Here is a 14,305-nt window from a genome sequence, read left to right as displayed (position 1 = left end):
AAGACGAAGATCCCAGGCTCATCCACGGTTGTAGCCGCAGGGGTGTCGGGCGACTTCGCCAAGCCTCGAATCGGATGGCCGTCCGGTTCGAGGCTCAGTCGCTTCCATCGCACAAAGTCTCCTCCGTGCAGATACAAGGGGTGTTCCAGGGAACGCTAACGCCTCACTCCGCTGGAACACCCCTCATCCGTCGCCTTCGGCGACACCTTCTCCCACAAAGGGAGAAGGGGGAGCCTCATCCCTCCACGGATCGGCCACCCTAGGCCACACCGGCCGCCTCAGCTTCTTGTAATCCGTCACCGCCGGATTGCTGGGATATGAACTCGGCGCCGTGACGTAGATGATCTCCGCGGCGATCGGCTCGAAGCCGGCGTAGAAATGATTGGTCGACTTGATCAGCAGCATATCCTTGGCCAGCGGATCGACGCCGATATTGGAGAAAATGTCCGGCTCGAAAGTTTGCGTGCGGTTGGTGTTGAGGATGATGTCGACCTCGGTGCCTTCGATGCGCACCAGCGCGGTCGGCCCGAGCGTCACCCGGCTCGGCCCGAAACTCTGCCAGCCCTCGGCAACGGCCTTCAGCACCTTGACGCGGGCGTCGATCGGCTCACCCGCCTGCGGCCCGGCCTTGCCGCCGAAACGCAGGTCGATGACCGCGCCCTCGCCGGCCGCCAGGCAGAAGGTCACCGCGATCGGGTCCCAGATCGTCGCCACGCCGAATTTGTCGAGGCCACACCCCAGCATCTGGCGCAGCACGAAGGTGCCGTCGCCGGGAACGCCGCCGCCGGGATTGTCCCAGATGTCGGCGATGACCACCGGCTTGCCGGGGTTCTCTGCACGCACCGCCAGCGCCCGGTCGATACCGTCGGCGGTATCGAGCATCGTCATCGCCGTCTTTTCGCGCAGTTCGTAGAGCTCGCGTCCCAGCCTCTCCGCCAGCGCGTCGCCCCTGGCCTTGTCATTGTCCGTGACGACTAGGATGCGCGTGCCCATTTCCGGCACGTCGGCGGCCATGAAGCCGTGGATGACGGAAACCGACAGCACGCCGTCCTTGCCGTGCAACGCCTTGATGCGGTCGACGAAGGAGCGCATCGGCTCGCGGCTGGTCGGCAGCACCTGGATCATCCTGCAGTCGAACGTCGAGATGACAGGCTTGATCTCGCCGCGCGCGGCCGCCAGCCCAAGCTCGACAACATGTTCGCCGCGCTCGTAGAAATCGGTGTGAGGGAATTCGAGGAAATAGGCCATGATATCGGACGCCGCCACGCGCTTAGGCGTCAGGTGGCTGTGCGGATCGAATTCCGAGGCGATCACCACGTCAGGCCCGACAATCCCGCGCACACGTTCCAGCAGGTCGCCTTCGCAATCGTCATAGCCTTGCGCCACCATGGCGCCGTGCAACCCGAGAATGACCGCGTCGACCGGCAGTGCCGCCTTCAACTGGTCGAGGATCTCTTCGCGCAGCGCCTCGAAGGTCTGCCGCTGCACCAGGCCGCCGGGCTCGGCCCAGGTCGCGGTGCCTTCGATCACGGTCAGCCCTTCCTTGGCCGCGCGCCGGCGCAAGGCGACGATCGGCGAAGAGCACAGCGTCGGCGTTTTCGGATGCTTGCCCGGTCCGGCATAGAAGGCCATCTCGAACGAGGCCCGGTCTGTCGGCACCGGCGAAAAGGTGTTGGTTTCCGTCGCCAGCGAGGCGGTGAAGATGCGCATATAAACTCCGCGATATCAGGCTATTTGACGGCCCCGAGCGCCAGGCCCCGGACGAGGTAGCGCTGCAGCCAGATGAACAGGATCGCTACCGGCAATGTCGCCAGCAGTGTCGCCGCCATGACGTGATGCCACTCGATCGTGTAGCGACCGGCGACGAGAGAAAAGACCTGGATCGGCAGGGTGTAGCTCTCCTGGCTGCGCAGCATGGTCAGCGCCACGACGAACTCGTTCCAGGCATTGATGAAGGTGAAGATGGCGGTGACCGCGATGGCCGGCAGGCAGAGCGGCAGGAACACTTTGCGCAGGGTCAGCCAGCGGCCGGCGCCTTCCATCCAGGCGGCCTCTTCGAGGTCGCGCGGAATGGTGTCGAAATAGCTCTGCAGCATCCAGACGGTGAAGGCGACGTTGAAGGCCATGTAGATGAAGCCGAGCGCCGTCGTCGATTCGACGAGCCCCCAGGCGGCCATCAGCCGGAATAGGCCGAGCACCAGCACGATCGGCGAGATCATCTGCGAGATCAGCAGGAACTGGCGGAAGGCGCCGTAGCCGGCAAAGCGAAAGCGCGACATCGCGTAGGCCGCGGGAACGGAGATGAGGATGGCGCCGACCGTGGCGATGACCGAGACATAGAGCGAATTGGCCAGCGCCTGGCCGAAGCCGGTCGCTACCCACATGTCGGCAAAATTCGACCAGCGGAACTCGCTTGGCCACCATGTCGGCGACAGCACCTCTTGGCGCGGCTTGACCGCGGTGAGGAACATCACCGCGAAGGGAAAGATCGTCACCACGATCAGCGGCGCCAAAAGCAGCCAGGCGATGACGGTGCGTTTGAGCTTGCTCGTCATGAGCTTGTTTGTCATGCGCGGTGCTCCCGCATCGCCAACCGCACATAGATCATGGTGAAGACCAGCAATATGGCGAACATGACCAGCGACACCGCCGAGGCCTCGCCCAGTTTGCCGATCCGGAAGGCGAGCTTGTAGAGGTGGGTGACCAGGATGTCGGTCGAGTTGGCCGGCCCGCCCTGTGTCATCACCCAGATGATCGGGAAGGAGTTGAAGACGTAGATGGTGTTTAGCACGATGGCGATGTTGATGAACGGCTTCAGCAGCGGAAAGGTGATCTCGCGGAACTGCTGCAGCGGTGTGGCGCCCTCGAGCGCCGCCGCCTCGTAGAGATCGTCCGGGATCGACGACAGGCCGCCGAGGAAGATCGTCGTGGTGAACGGCACCGTCACCAATATGCCGATCAGCACCTGCATCGGGAACGCCGTCTCGGCGCTGGCCAGCCACTGGATGTTGTGGTCGATCAGGCCAAGGCCAAGCAGCGCCGAATTCAGCATGCCGCTTTCGCCGCTGAGCGCCCAGCGCCAGACCACCGCGGTCATGGTCAGCGACACCGCCCAGGGCAGCATGATGATGACGCGGGCAAGGCCGCGGCCATAGAAATCGGTGTTGAGGATCATCGCCACCGGCACCGACAAAAGCAGCGCGCCGCCGACCACCAGCACGGTCCACACACCGGTGCGCCAGAGTGCCGCGACGAAATCGGGATCGGCGGCAAGCGACGCGAAATTGGCAAGGCCGCTGAACTCGCGCAACTGGCCGAAGCGATTGACGTCATGCGTCGATATCTGGATCAGGTCCCAGACCGGCCAGAAGATGACGACCGCCGCCAGGAACAGGCTGGGCAAGGTCAGGAGATAGGGCAGGAAACGATTTTGCATCGGCTGGCCTGGCTGGCGAATCCAAAATTCGCATCTGCAAGATGTGGCGCGCCCCGCCTGAGTCTGGGGCGCGCCACGGGGCGCAGGGAGATACGCCCTATTTCTTCAGCACCGCGTTGGCCTTCGCCGCCGCGTCCTTCAAGCCTGCCTCCGGGTCGCCGCCGAGATAGATCTTCTGCATGGCATCCGAAGTGATCTGGGCAACCTCTTCCCAGCCCGGGATGACCGGCGCGAAGCGGGCGTCGGGCAGCAGCGCGGTGAAGGCGGCCAGATCGGCGTTGTTGACGTAATAATCCATCTTGGCCTCTTCCTTGTTCACCGGCAGGAAGCCTTCGCCTTGCGTGAACTTGGCGCGCTGTTCCGTGGTGAACAGGAAGTCCATCAGCTTCCAGGCCTCATCCTTGTTCTTGGAGTTCTTGAACATGATCATGGAATCGGTGACGCCATAGGTACCACGCGCCCCGGTCGGGCCGGCCGGAATGGCGGCGACGCCGTATTTGAGCTTCGGCGCCTCGTCCTTGATCTGGTTGGACAGGAAGGGCGCGGTGATCATCATGCCGACCTTGCCCTGCTTGAACAGGTTCTGCACGTCCTCCCGGTTGTTGGAGGTCACACCTGGTTCGGTCAGCCCCTCGTTGATCATCGACTTGTAGAGCTTGGCGGCTTCGAGCGCGCCCGGCGTGCCGAGGCCCGACGTGCCGTCCTTGTTGAGGATTTCCGAGCCTTGCGACCACATCGCATAGTAGTAATAGACGTCGGTCTCGATCTCCTTGCCCTGCAGGCCGAACCCGAAGGCGCCGGATCCAAGCGCCTTGATCTTGCGGGCATCGTCCTGCAGCTCGGTCCAGGTCGCCGGCGGCTTGGCGATGCCGGCTTTCTCGAACAGTTCCTTGTTGTAATACATCGCGCGCGCCGAAGCGGCGATCGGCAAGCCGTAGGTCTTGCCGTCCATGATCGAGGGCGACAGGAAGGTGTCGATGAAGCGGCCCTTGAAGTCTGGCGTGATGTAGCTGTCTAGCGGTTCGGCGACGCCCTGCTGGACGAAGTCGATCAGCCAGCGCGTGCCGATGATCGACAGATCCGCATTGGTGCCGGCGGTGATGTCCGTGGTCAGCTTCTGCAGCAGCACATCCCACGGCACGACCTCGAACTTTATGGTGATGCCGGGGTTCTTGGCCTCGAACTCCTTCTTGACCTCTTCGAAATACGGACCGGTCTTGGCGCTGTATTCGGCGACGGTTACGCGTACTTCACCCGCATTCGCCTGCGCCGCGAAGGCCAGCATGCTCATTCCGGCCATCAGGCCGACAGTCCATTTGGCAAGGCTCATCTGATCTCTCCCATTGTTCCGCGCATTTGCGCTCCTTGTGCCGATACCAGGCACAAGATTTATGTGACTTTCCTACATTATCGAGGAATTCACGGCATGCAAGCGGATTATCATGTTGCTTAATTACATTCCTTTCGGTAGCCTGCCGACATCTGCCTGACCTGCGGAGGAGCAAGCGCCGTGGTTTCGAAAGCCGAATTCGAAGGCCGCACTGTCGTCGTCACCGGTGCCGGCGGCGGCCTTGGCTCGGCGATCGTCGCATTGCTGGCCGGAAGGGGCGCCCGGGTGGTTGGCTGCGACCAGTCGCAGGAGGCGCTGGCAAGCCCGCACCTTGCCTCGCGCCATGTCTTCAACCTTCTCGACCGGGCTTCGATCGAGGCGGGGATCGCCGCCGTGCTGGATATTGACGGCGTGCCCGACATCCTGATCAACAATGCCGGCTGGACGCGCGCCGAGACGATTGCCGCGCTCGATGCCGACAGGATCGAGCACGAGCTCGACCTCAATCTGACCGGGGTGATGACTTTCGCCGACCCTATCGTCAAGGCAATGGCGGCGCGCGGGTCAGGCAGCGTCGTCTTCATCTCCTCCGTCAACGCCATCGCGCATTTCGGCAATCCGGCCTACGCCGCGGCCAAGGCCGGCATCAACGCCTATGCCAAATCGATCGCCGTCGAACTCGGCCGCAGCGGCGTGCGCGCCAATGTCGTCTGTCCCGGATCGATCCGCACCGCCGCCTGGGACCATCGGCTGGCCAAGGACCCGGAAATCCTGGGCAAGCTCAAGCGCCTCTACCCGCTCGGCCGCATCGTCAACGCCGCGGAAGTGGCTGAAGCCGTGGCTTTCCTTGCCTCGGACCGCGCATCGGGCGTAACAGGCGTGGTGATGCCCGTGGATGCCGGACTGACCGCCGGCTGCCTGCCATTCATCGACGACATATTGGGAGCGTGACCATGACCGACGTCCTGTTTCGCAACCTGTCGAAATCCTTTGGCCAGCACAAGATCCTCGAGGACATCAACCTCGACATCAGGAGCGGCGAGTTCGTGGTGCTGGTCGGCCCGTCCGGCTGCGGCAAGTCGACCTTGCTGCGCATGCTGGCCGGCCTGGAGACGATCAGTTCCGGCGACCTCATGATCGGCGGCACGCGCGCCAACGATCTGCCGCCGCAGCAGCGCAACATCGCCATGGTGTTCCAGTCCTATGCGCTGTTCCCGCATTTGAAGGCCTCCGACAATATCGGCTTCGGCCCGAAGATCCGTGGCGAGAGCCGCGCCGCCATCGACGACAAGGTCAAGAAGGCCTCCGGGGTGCTCAACCTCTTCTCCTATCTCGACCGCTACCCCCGCCAGCTCTCGGGCGGCCAGCGTCAGCGTGTCGCCATGGGCCGCGCCATCGTGCGCGAACCCTCGGTGTTCCTGTTCGACGAGCCGCTCAGCAATCTCGACGCGCAGTTGCGCGTCCAGATGCGCACCGAGATCAAGGCGCTGCACCAGCGGCTGAAATCGACCATCGTTTATGTCACCCACGACCAGATCGAAGCCATGACCATGGCCGACCGCATCGTCGTGATGGACCGCGGCCGGATCCAGCAGGTCGGCGCCCCGCTCGAACTCTATGACCGGCCGGCCAACAAGTTCGTCGCCGGCTTTCTTGGCTCGCCGTCGATGAGCTTTGTCTCCGGCGCCCTCAAGGCGACGCCCGAGAAAAGCTGGTTCGAATCGGCCGGCGGCGGACGGCTTGCGCTTGCCGGCAAGGCGGCACCGGCTGGCAATGCGGTGGAGGCCGGCATCCGGCCCGAGCACTTCATCATCGGTGAGGCCGCCGATGCCATGGCGCTCAAGGTGGATGTCGTCGAGCCGACGGGCTCCGAGACCCATGTCTATGGCGCCATCGGCACCGATACGGTACGCGCCGTGTTCCGCGACAGGGTGCCGGTCAAGCCGGGTGACCTGCTGCCGGTCTCGGTCGATCCCGGCAACATCCATCTGTTCGACAAGGCGACGGGCCTGCCGCTATAAGGCCTGCCCCGAGGGCAACGGCATGAAGACGAAACAACAGACATGAAGACGCCGGCCGACATCATCACGCGGCTGCAGCTGATGTCGCAGGACGGCACCAAGTCGGATCGCCGGCTGGCCGGCCTTGTGCTGTCCGATCTCGATTTCGCTTCCAAGGCGGCCATCTCCGAGATTGCCGCGCGCGTTGGCGTCAGCGAACCGACGGTGACGCGCTTTTGCCGCAATCTCGGCTGCGAGGGCCTGCGCGACTTCAAATTCTACCTGGCGCAGGCCATCGCCATTGGCGGCCAGTATCTGTCGCCCGAACCGTTGAGTCGCGACGCGCGTGAGCAGCGCATCGCCTCGGCCATCACCGAAGCGGCGATCTCGGCCATCCAGCGCGCCAGCGAGAACCTGGACATGACGACGCTGGTCGCCGTCGCCGAGCGGCTTGCGACGTCAGGCAATGTGCTGTGCATCGGCTCTGGCGGCATCTCCTCGATGATGGCGACCGAGATGCAGAATCGGCTGTTCCGGCTTGGCCTGCCGGTGCTGGCGCAGATCGATGGGCAGTTGCAGCGCATGTACGCCGCCGTAGCCACGCCGGAAACCACGCTGGTCGCTTTTTCGGTGTCCGGCTATGCGCGCTCGGTCATCGAGGCGGTGCAGGTCGCCCAGCAATATGGCGCCACCACGGTCGCCATCACCGCGCCCGATTCGGCGCTGGCCAAGGCCGCCGACACGGTCATCCATTTGCAGCCGCTCGAGGACGGCAACATCTACAAGCCGACATCGTCACGCTATGCGCTGCTGGCGATCGTCGACATGATCGTGACATCGGTTGCCGAGACGCGCGGTCCGAAAGTGCTGGAGAATTTGCGCCGCATCAAGCAGAGCGTGAACACGCTGAAGGTCGACGATCCAAGGCTGCCATTGGGGGATTGAAGGCGTCCCCGGGGTGATCGCGCCGGGCGAAGCCCCTCACCCGGATTGCCAACCGAATTGCAAAAGACAATTCAGGGCAATCCGACCTCTCCCCAAGCGGAGAGGAGGTAGCCACCGCCGGCGCTTTCCTCGTCTCCCCTGGGGGGAGAAGGTGGCCGCGAAGCGGCCGGATGAGGGGGCACCGCCTAGCAGAACTAGGCTCTATGGGCCGAGCGCCTCAACGCGCTGCGCCAGCGCCTCCGGATCGCCCACGATGCGCACAGTCTTCAGCCGGCTCGTGCCGCCAGCGACAACCGAAACGGCCGATGCCGGCACGCCCAGCGTCTTGGCGACCAGTCTCTCCAGCGCGTGATTGGCGGCGCCGTTTTCCGGCACGGCGCGGACCCGCGCCTTCAAATGGCTTCGCCCGTCCGCCGCCGTTTCGACGCCTTCCAACCTGTCCATGGAAGATTTAGGTGTCAGCCGCACGAACAGGTCGATGCCGTTCTCACGGATGCGGAACGGCGCGCTCATGCGATCGTCGGGCTCAAAGCACCAGCGGTGCTACCGTGGTGAGAATGAACTGCCTGACGAAGAACAGGATCAAGAGCAGGATGATCGGCGAGATGTCGATGCCGCCAAGGTCCGGCATGAAGCGGCGGATCGGCCGCAGCGCCGGCTCGGTCAGCCGGTAGAGCATGTTGCCGATGCTGCCGACGAACTGGTTGCGCGAATTGACGACGTTGAAGGCATAGAGCCAGGAAAAGATCGCCGAGGCGATGATGATCCACCAGTAGAGGTCAAGCGCCATGACGATGGTTTGAATGAGGGCGAGCATGCCGGTCTCCAATTGTTGCCGACATGTAGCCATTGCACGCCAAACCGGCAAGGGCCGGCAACCGAAGCATCAGGCAACAGGGATTTTCGGCAAAACCCCGCCTTGACAGAAATCCGCCGTGCCAGATAAATGCGCCATCCGTTGGACGGGGCTGTAGCTCAGCTGGGAGAGCGCGTCGTTCGCAATGACGAGGTCAGGAGTTCGATCCTCCTCAGCTCCACCAGCGGAATAATTGGTTTTCTGCTTTTTCCGCCGCGCCGCCAGGGCGAATGGTCGTCCCATGCCTCGTCATGCGGCGCTGCGTGCCAATTCCACCCCAAAGAAAGCCGCACGCAATTTCGCGACCTCCGGGGCTAGGCAATTGTCAATTGGACTTATGGCGATGGCCGTTGCCGGATCGCCGCTATTTTTTTTGGAAGCCGCCCCATTAGAGTGGCGTTCTCAAATCGGTTTTTTCTGTGTGTTGTGACAAGGCGTTTCGGCGGGGGCGACCGAAGGCGCTACAGGGATTCCGAGTTTGAAATGAAGAATTCGCCTGCGAAAGCAAAGACGTGTCCATTCGCGAGAACCTCGCTGCAAATCTCCGACGACTCTGCAAGGACCATGCCTCCGTTAGCGCGGTATGCCGTGAGTTGGGCATCAACCGCACGCAGTTTGAGCGATACCTGCAAGGGCAGACCGTTCCAAACAAAGCCACCGCCAAGCTGATCTGCGACTACTTCCGCATCGACGAGGCCGAACTCTACCAGGACCCTGGTACCCCCGAGCACAGGGCTCCCGGTCTGCCGCCGATTTCCGAAAGTCTGTTCAACCAGATGATCCGCCCTCCCGCCCCGTCGATCGCGGGCGGTACCTATTTCACCTACTTTTCCATCCCCGCCCGTCCCGACCTCCTGATGCGGTCGGTGACCTTCGTGCGTCGCGAGGCCGAACTGGTCACATTCCGCAGGGTCACCGGGTGGTCGGAGCGCCGTGGCTCGACATGGGCGCGGGCGCGCGGCAATCACTATGGCGTGGCCATCTCGCGCCTGAACTGGATCTATTTCAGCGGCGTCAACCGTCGTCAGACCGGCGAACCGTCGCTGATTTCCGTGCAGTGGGCTCCCATCTCCGAACCGGTGCTGACGGGCAAGGCCATGCTTCTAACAGAGGCCGGGCCGGCATTCGTATCGGTCATCATGCGGCAGGATATGTCCGGCATCCGGCCACGGCATGCGATCCGCATGGCGCATGTCGTCAGGCTCGACGATCCCGGCATCGATCAACTCGTCGCCAGCCTCGCCCGGGACGGACTGGCTTAGTCGCCAGGTTACGCTAAATAAGAATAAGGATATCCCGAAAAAGCGTATGGTGACGATTGCCTACTCCATATCTGAGCAAAATCGATATTTTAGACTTTATCGCCAAGAAAGATATTTTAGATAACACTGCCTTTACTACAATTTTAACAAACCATTAACTCTTTCGACCTTACCTTTCTTCACGCGGATCCCGCTGCCGGGGTCTTTCAACAGATCCCATTGGGGGTCGGGAAAGGGACAAAAATGGCCAAGAAAGTGAACAATGCCCCGAAGCTGACGGTCGCCGCGGGCACGCAGACCGTCTTCTTCTCGCAGGGCATGCACTACAACAAGCGCTGAGCCGTTCGGCGCCGATGGGCGGTTCGCCTGTCGGCGCCTCGCATTCACAAAACGGCATTCAGCATCATGAAAATGCGCTCTTCAAAAACGCTCGTCCTCTATCCCGGGACCAACAAGGTCACGGCCTGCAATTTCCTGACCCGAAGCGTCTTCGAATGCAGCCCCGAGGTGATCGGTCTCCTCGCATCCTGGGACGAATGGGCCTCTCCCGCGGAAATCTCGCGCGCTCACGGATGGTCGACGTCCGACCTGAGCGCCGTCGTCCCGCAATTGCTCGATTTTTCCGCCCTGGTCACCGCCGGCTCACCGCTGGCCGAACAGGAAACAAGATTCTCCGGACAGTGGAACTGGGGCATCCCGACCGCGCTGATGCACTTCTGCGTCCAGGACTCGGAGTTCATGACCATTGAACAGGCCGAGGCCCGCCAGATCGAACGCGCCGGCCATGTCGCGCAGCCCGACCTCATGCTCAAGAATGCCGCCGGCGCCATTCGGCTGCCGAACGCGCTCGACGACAACGAACTCCTGACCGTGATGGCGCGGCGCCGCACCAACCGCACCGCGGCCGCCCCCACCATCACCGCGCGGCAGCTTTCCGACTGCCTGTTCGCGGGCATGGGCATTACCGGCGAGACCAGCAACTGCGTCGGCCCCCTGCCGCTGGGCATGACCCCTTCGGGCGGCGCACGCAACCCTTATGAGGCCTATGTGGTTGCGCTTGGCGTCGAGGGCCTGGAGCCCGGCGTCTACCACTATTCCGCCGCCGATCACGACCTCGGCAGGATCTCGGCCAACCATCTGCCGAAGATTTCCGAACTGGTCGGCGGTCAGGAATGGGCTGATGCCATGCCTTGCCTGATCCTGCTTTGCGCCAGGCTCGACCGCACCATGTGGAAATATGAGGATGCCAACGCCTACCGCGTCGTGCTGATCGAGGCGGGCCATATCGGCCAGAACATGATGCTGGCGGCGACCAGGCATGGTCTGTCGGCCTGCCCCACGGCAGCGCTCAGCCATTCGGCGATCAAGCGTCTTCTCGGCCTCGACCGTCTCACCGATGCACCCATCTATGCGTTGACCCTTTCGACCCCGGAACCAAACCCGCATTCGGTGGGTCAGTCCGTTAATTAGCCGTCTTAGTATGTCCGTGTAGCCAATACGCGTTCCCTGAGTTCCATCCGATGACAGGAGAAGCACGTGGCCAATCAGTCCCTACGTCAGTCAGAGATCGATAGCCTTCAATATATCGCGACAATGAGCAATGAGCTCGTGCAGATGGCCGAAGCAAGCCGTTTTCCCATGATCTCCTACCTGCTCGGCATGGCCTATGCCGAGGCCTTCGACGTCCTGCGCGGCGCGCAGCCGGCAAGGCATGCGCAGCTCAGCGGCAACCCGATGCATACCAAGCCGAAGGACAACCACGCTCAGCAAAGGAGAGCGTAGCGGATGCAACACGCAGCCGTGTGCGCGCCGGCGCTGCGATCCCCGCCTTGATCGCCCGCGGCCCGCAAATGGACTTCATGCATAGAGATTCGAGGGGGACCCGCCAATGAACATGATCGCACCCATCAGGAGCGCCGACGCCAGGAACAGCATCTTCGGCCGGCTCCAGACCCTGATCGCCAGTCGGCCGGCATCGCCGGATGCCGCACGCGCCGAGGCCGGGCAACTGATTTCCCTGGCGATGGCCGACACCTGGCAGGCAGACAGCCTGTGGGGCGCGGCGGACGCCTTCCACGCCCATTTCGACTTCATGATGCAGACCATCGAGATCAACGGCGCCGACGATCCGAACCTCAGGACACTGCGCACGAAATGCCGCTTCTACCTGGATCAGGTCGAAGCGCTGTGCCAGTCGATGAGCCATTGACTGCGGTCCTCACAAAGATCGGACAGCACGGGTCGGGCCTCTGCTCTAGTCCCGTAAATTGAACACGAACGGCGCCGTGCGGCTGACGCGGGAACCGAGCTCCGGCGGCGGTGCCGGCACCGTTGCGCCCTGCAGCACGGCGAGCGCGGCGCGGTCGAGGTCGGGATCGCCCGAAGAACGCGCCACGCGCGCCGACACCACCCTGCCGGATGCGTCCACCGCGAAGGCCACGTTCACATTGCCCTGCGCTCCCCTGGATTTCGCAGCACTTGGATAACGCTTGTGCCGATTGATCCATGCCGCCAGCCGGGATTCCCACTTGGCCGGGCTTATGCCCGAGAACCCTGCCGCCGCTTTCGGCGCGGCCGCCCTTGCCGCCGGCCTTGTCTGCGCGCTTGCGGTGGCAACCGTCCTTGCCGGCTCGGCCTTTTCCTTCCTTGGCCGCGGCTTGGGTTTCTCAGCCGGGTTTTTCGCCTTGGCCTGGACCAGCTTCTTTTCCTTGGCTTCTTCGACCGGCTTCGGCTGCGGCAACGGAACGACGACCTCGGGCGTGACGGCCTCGACGACATCGGGAATGACCTCGTCCGACGGCGGCTGATCGGCCGGTTCGGGCTCGGCTGTCGTGGTCAGCTCGGTCTCGTCGGGCGGCGCCATTTCCGGTTGCTCGGCTGTCGGCTCGGTCTGTTCGGTCATCTTCTCGGGCTCGGCTTCGGCGACCCTCTCGGCCTCCTCGACTGGTTCGGCCTGGTCGGGCATCGCTGCTTCAAGCATCGCCGCCTGTTCGGGCACGGCCGGCATCACCGTCATCGGCACCATTTCGATCATCGGAGCCCGCAGCGGCCCGCCATCCGTCTCGATCGGACTGAAGCTCTGCACCGCATAGGCGACTGCGACATGGGCGCCAAGCACCAGCACCGCCGCACCCGTCCACAAGCCAAGATCGCGCCAGCCGAAGCCCGACAGGTAAGTCGTGGGCGAGGTCGCCGCCTGCGTCATGGCGCGGCCGTTCCCGCGGGAGCGGGTGCCGGCGCATTGGTCGCGGGCGCCGTCTCCAGGCCGACCAGCGCGATCTTCAGATAGCCGGCGCCGCGCAGCAGGTTCATGGTCTCCATCAGGTCGCCATAGGCGACCGCCTTGTCGGCGCGCAGGAAGATGCGCGTCTGCTTGTCGCCTCTGGTCCTGCTGTCCAACGTGGCCGCGAAGGCCGGGCGCGGCACGCTGTCGTTGTCGATAGCCAGCGTAAGATCATCCTTCAAGGTCAGGAACAACGGCGTTTCGGGTCGCGGCGCGGGCGTCGCCGTCGAGCCCGGCAGGTCGACATTGACGTCCACCGTCGCCAGCGGGGCGGCGACCATGAAGATGATCAGCAGCACCAGGATGACGTCGATGAAGGGCGTGACGTTGATCTCGTGGCTCTCCTCGAGATCGTCGTCCAGGGTCTGGCGAATTCTGCTTCCCATGGCGTCGCTACTCCGCCGTCGGCGCCGTCGCCGGCGCGACCGTGCGGAAGTCCAGGTCGCGGCTGACCAGCCTCTCGACGCCCGCCGAGGCGTCGGCGAGGATCTGCCGGTAGCCGGCTATCGAGCGGGCGAAGACATTGTAGATCACCACTGCCGGAATTGCCGCGACGAGGCCCATCGCCGTGGCTAGCAGCGCTTCGGCGATGCCCGGCGCGACCACTGCCAGATTGGTGGTCTGCGCCTGCGAAATGCCGATGAAGGCGTTCATGATGCCCCAGACGGTGCCGAACAGGCCGACGAAGGGCGCCGTTGACCCGATCGTCGCCAGCACGCCTGTGCCGCGCGACATGCGCCGCGACGCCGCCGCCTCGATGCGCGACAGGCGCGAGGCGACCCTTTCCTTCAGCCCGTCGCCGCCGGCATGGTCGAGCGCGCCGGCCGAGAGCGCGGTCTCTTCTTCCGCTGCCTTGACCAGAAGCGTGCCGGGGCCGCCACTGCGGTCGAGCGCGCGGCTCGCCTGCTTCAGCGTCGCGGCATCACCGATCGCGCGGACGGCGCGGCGGATACGCAGTTTGCCGCCAAGAATCTCCAACGATTTGGCCAGCCATATCGTCCAGGTGACTAAAGAAGCGAAGGCCAATCCGATCATCACCGCCTTCACGATGATGTCGGCGGCCATGAACATGCCCCATGGCGACAGATCGTGCGGCAGGTTCAGCTCCATTGGCTTTCTCCAACGCGGTCGCCGATTTCCCATTCTGGCCTCGGCAGTCCGATGTCTGGGTTGATTATAAAACATGAATATGC

The 14,305-nt window shown here is 63.5% G+C and carries 16 protein-coding genes and 1 tRNA gene; 8 read left to right on the top strand and 9 right to left on the bottom strand.

Translation table 11 applies throughout. From position 1 onward, the window contains the following. Positions 1-183: 183 nt before the first annotated feature. The 4 genes from AB4Z43_RS21895 to AB4Z43_RS21880 form a co-directional block, all read right to left on the bottom strand. On the bottom strand, positions 184-1,710 hold the full coding sequence (locus tag AB4Z43_RS21895; RefSeq protein WP_441938931.1) for a M81 family metallopeptidase: 1,527 nt from the start codon (positions 1,708-1,710) through the stop codon (positions 184-186). Positions 1,711-1,730: 20 nt separating this feature from the next. Beyond that, the gene (locus tag AB4Z43_RS21890; protein WP_019861901.1) at positions 1,731-2,570 is read right to left on the bottom strand and encodes a carbohydrate ABC transporter permease; all 840 of its coding nucleotides are present in this window, start codon (positions 2,568-2,570) and stop codon (positions 1,731-1,733) included. Next, entirely contained in the window at positions 2,567-3,436 is an 870-nt protein-coding gene (locus AB4Z43_RS21885) for a carbohydrate ABC transporter permease (RefSeq protein WP_019861902.1), read from the bottom strand. Before AB4Z43_RS21885 ends, AB4Z43_RS21890 begins: the two co-directional genes overlap by 4 nt. 97 nt (positions 3,437-3,533) lie before the next feature. Next, on the bottom strand, positions 3,534-4,766 hold the full coding sequence (locus tag AB4Z43_RS21880; protein ID WP_441938930.1) for an ABC transporter substrate-binding protein: 1,233 nt from the start codon (positions 4,764-4,766) through the stop codon (positions 3,534-3,536). A 180-nt stretch (positions 4,767-4,946) separates the two neighbouring features. Here AB4Z43_RS21880 and AB4Z43_RS21875 point away from each other — a divergent pair, with 180 nt between their 5' ends. The 3 genes from AB4Z43_RS21875 to AB4Z43_RS21865 are packed head-to-tail and all read left to right on the top strand — an operon-like array spanning position 4,947 to position 7,711. After that, on the top strand, positions 4,947-5,717 hold the full coding sequence (locus AB4Z43_RS21875) for an SDR family oxidoreductase (RefSeq protein ID WP_441938929.1): 771 nt from the start codon (positions 4,947-4,949) through the stop codon (positions 5,715-5,717). Between the two features lie 2 nt (positions 5,718-5,719). After that, positions 5,720-6,787: an ABC transporter ATP-binding protein gene (locus AB4Z43_RS21870; RefSeq protein ID WP_027047522.1), complete on the top strand. Its 1,068-nt coding sequence runs from the start codon at positions 5,720-5,722 to the stop codon at positions 6,785-6,787. Between the two features lie 42 nt (positions 6,788-6,829). After that, positions 6,830-7,711, top strand: a complete 882-nt coding sequence (locus AB4Z43_RS21865) for a MurR/RpiR family transcriptional regulator (protein WP_019861906.1) — start codon at positions 6,830-6,832, stop codon at positions 7,709-7,711. A 201-nt stretch (positions 7,712-7,912) separates the two neighbouring features. On the opposite strand, the gene AB4Z43_RS21860 is transcribed toward AB4Z43_RS21865, so the two are convergent. Both AB4Z43_RS21860 and AB4Z43_RS21855 read right to left on the bottom strand, forming a co-directional pair. Then, a complete protein-coding gene (locus AB4Z43_RS21860) occupies positions 7,913-8,224 on the bottom strand; it encodes a DUF167 domain-containing protein (RefSeq protein WP_019861908.1) in 312 nt (103 codons plus the stop codon). Between the two features lie 13 nt (positions 8,225-8,237). After that, entirely contained in the window at positions 8,238-8,528 is a 291-nt protein-coding gene (locus AB4Z43_RS21855; protein WP_027047523.1) for a YggT family protein, read from the bottom strand. 147 nt (positions 8,529-8,675) lie between these two features. Here AB4Z43_RS21855 and AB4Z43_RS21850 point away from each other — a divergent pair. The 5 genes from AB4Z43_RS21850 to AB4Z43_RS21830 all read left to right on the top strand — a co-directional run bounded on the left by AB4Z43_RS21850 (position 8,676) and on the right by AB4Z43_RS21830 (position 12,038). Further along, a tRNA-Ala gene (locus AB4Z43_RS21850) sits at positions 8,676-8,751 on the top strand. 328 nt (positions 8,752-9,079) lie between these two features. Next, positions 9,080-9,829, top strand: coding sequence for a helix-turn-helix domain-containing protein (locus AB4Z43_RS21845; protein WP_019861910.1), 750 nt, complete (start codon positions 9,080-9,082; stop codon positions 9,827-9,829). 411 nt (positions 9,830-10,240) lie between these two features. Beyond that, positions 10,241-11,299: a SagB/ThcOx family dehydrogenase gene (locus AB4Z43_RS21840; protein ID WP_441938928.1), complete on the top strand. Its 1,059-nt coding sequence runs from the start codon at positions 10,241-10,243 to the stop codon at positions 11,297-11,299. 66 nt (positions 11,300-11,365) lie between these two features. Next, positions 11,366-11,611 carry a hypothetical protein gene (locus tag AB4Z43_RS21835; protein WP_019861913.1) on the top strand — a complete coding sequence of 82 codons (246 nt, stop codon included), beginning with the start codon at positions 11,366-11,368 and terminating at the stop codon, positions 11,609-11,611. 106 nt (positions 11,612-11,717) lie between these two features. After that, positions 11,718-12,038 (top strand): hypothetical protein, encoded by a 321-nt coding sequence (locus tag AB4Z43_RS21830; RefSeq protein WP_441938927.1) that lies wholly within the window; start codon positions 11,718-11,720, stop codon positions 12,036-12,038. A gap of 45 nt (positions 12,039-12,083) precedes the next feature. Here AB4Z43_RS21830 and AB4Z43_RS21825 read toward each other — a convergent pair whose 3' ends face one another. Genes AB4Z43_RS21825 through exbB form a run of 3 tightly spaced genes read right to left on the bottom strand, consistent with a single transcriptional unit; the run spans position 12,084 to position 14,255 of the window. Beyond that, positions 12,084-13,034, bottom strand: coding sequence for a TonB family protein (locus AB4Z43_RS21825; protein WP_441938926.1), 951 nt, complete (start codon positions 13,032-13,034; stop codon positions 12,084-12,086). After that, a complete protein-coding gene (exbD, locus tag AB4Z43_RS21820) occupies positions 13,031-13,498 on the bottom strand; it encodes a TonB system transport protein ExbD (protein WP_038650413.1) in 468 nt (155 codons plus the stop codon). The genes AB4Z43_RS21825 and exbD overlap by 4 nt, the downstream gene beginning before the upstream one ends. A gap of 7 nt (positions 13,499-13,505) precedes the next feature. Then, entirely contained in the window at positions 13,506-14,255 is a 750-nt protein-coding gene (gene exbB / locus AB4Z43_RS21815) for a tonB-system energizer ExbB (RefSeq protein ID WP_202361324.1), read from the bottom strand. Between the last annotated feature and the right edge of the window lie 50 nt (positions 14,256-14,305).

This window comes from Mesorhizobium sp. 2RAF45 (assembly GCF_052115225.1).
Classification (GTDB): domain Bacteria; phylum Pseudomonadota; class Alphaproteobacteria; order Rhizobiales; family Rhizobiaceae; genus Mesorhizobium; species Mesorhizobium jarvisii.
Note: the sequence above shows the minus strand (reverse complement) of the source record. Positions and strands in the feature narration are given on the sequence as shown.

Coding starts and splice junctions, on each gene's coding strand:
- AB4Z43_RS21895 (WP_441938931.1), bottom strand. CDS start 1,710: ATGCGCATCTTCACCGCCTCGCTGGCGACGGAAACCAACACCTTTTCG.
- AB4Z43_RS21890 (WP_019861901.1), bottom strand. CDS start 2,570: ATGACAAACAAGCTCATGACGAGCAAGCTCAAACGCACCGTCATCGCC.
- AB4Z43_RS21885 (WP_019861902.1), bottom strand. CDS start 3,436: ATGCAAAATCGTTTCCTGCCCTATCTCCTGACCTTGCCCAGCCTGTTC.
- AB4Z43_RS21880 (WP_441938930.1), bottom strand. CDS start 4,766: ATGAGCCTTGCCAAATGGACTGTCGGCCTGATGGCCGGAATGAGCATG.
- AB4Z43_RS21870 (WP_027047522.1), top strand. CDS start 5,720: ATGACCGACGTCCTGTTTCGCAACCTGTCGAAATCCTTTGGCCAGCAC.
- AB4Z43_RS21865 (WP_019861906.1), top strand. CDS start 6,830: ATGAAGACGCCGGCCGACATCATCACGCGGCTGCAGCTGATGTCGCAG.
- AB4Z43_RS21860 (WP_019861908.1), bottom strand. CDS start 8,224: ATGAGCGCGCCGTTCCGCATCCGTGAGAACGGCATCGACCTGTTCGTG.
- AB4Z43_RS21855 (WP_027047523.1), bottom strand. CDS start 8,528: ATGCTCGCCCTCATTCAAACCATCGTCATGGCGCTTGACCTCTACTGG.
- AB4Z43_RS21840 (WP_441938928.1), top strand. CDS start 10,241: ATGCGCTCTTCAAAAACGCTCGTCCTCTATCCCGGGACCAACAAGGTC.
- AB4Z43_RS21830 (WP_441938927.1), top strand. CDS start 11,718: ATGAACATGATCGCACCCATCAGGAGCGCCGACGCCAGGAACAGCATC.
- AB4Z43_RS21825 (WP_441938926.1), bottom strand. CDS start 13,034: ATGACGCAGGCGGCGACCTCGCCCACGACTTACCTGTCGGGCTTCGGC.
- exbD (WP_038650413.1), bottom strand. CDS start 13,498: ATGGGAAGCAGAATTCGCCAGACCCTGGACGACGATCTCGAGGAGAGC.
- exbB (WP_202361324.1), bottom strand. CDS start 14,255: ATGGGAAATCGGCGACCGCGTTGGAGAAAGCCAATGGAGCTGAACCTG.